This window comes from Streptomyces turgidiscabies Car8 (assembly GCF_000331005.1).
In the GTDB taxonomy this organism is placed as follows: domain Bacteria; phylum Actinomycetota; class Actinomycetes; order Streptomycetales; family Streptomycetaceae; genus Streptomyces; species Streptomyces turgidiscabies.
This window is the reverse complement of the sequence record NZ_AEJB01000602.1, coordinates 1-514: the sequence shown is the minus strand read 5'-3', so window position 1 is coordinate 514 and position 514 is coordinate 1. Positions and strand designations below refer to the sequence as shown.

Below are 514 nucleotides of genomic sequence, written 5' to 3'. Positions count from 1 at the left end.
CACGACGGCTGTTCTTCTGCCGGGGCGTCGATTCCCTTTGTGCGTCGATCTTCTGAGACACATTCGTGTTCGCCGTCGCGTGCACCGCAGAAACTTTCTGCTTACGGAGTTTCCGTCGCGACCGGGGATCGTTAGACCCGGCGACAGAATTCGCTCTGGTGACATGAGTTGCCGAAGAAAGGAACACGATGAAGTCCCTGAAGGCTGCCGCTGTTGTTGCCGGTTCCATGGTCATCGCCGGGGTCGCCGCGCCCGCGTTCGCCTACGAGACCGCCGACCTCACGCCCACCAGCCTCAACGGCGCCGTCAACACGCTCACCAAGGGCCCCCTCGACGTAGATCAGCTGCAGCCGGTTCAGCACCAGTCGAACGCGCTCGACACGGAGAACAAGGACTCGGTGCTCAGCTCGGTGAAGGGCGCGACGACCGCCCTCAACTCCAACGGCGGGCTGCTCGGCGGCCTCCCCCTCCAGGGCTGACACGGGTTTCGACCCGGTTTTCGAAAGGGCCGATT

General features: G+C 63.4%; 1 protein-coding gene. It reads left to right on the top strand.

Annotated features, from left to right (window positions below):
* Positions 1-188 precede the first annotated feature (188 nt).
* Positions 189-479 (top strand): hypothetical protein, encoded by a 291-nt coding sequence (locus tag STRTUCAR8_RS41990; RefSeq protein ID WP_044473819.1) that lies wholly within the window; start codon positions 189-191, stop codon positions 477-479.
* Positions 480-514 lie beyond the last annotated feature (35 nt).

What these genes read in the sequence shown, in the direction of transcription:
- STRTUCAR8_RS41990 (WP_044473819.1), top strand. Translation starts at nt 189, where the DNA reads ATGAAGTCCCTGAAGGCTGCCGCTGTTGTTGCCGGTTCCATGGTCATC.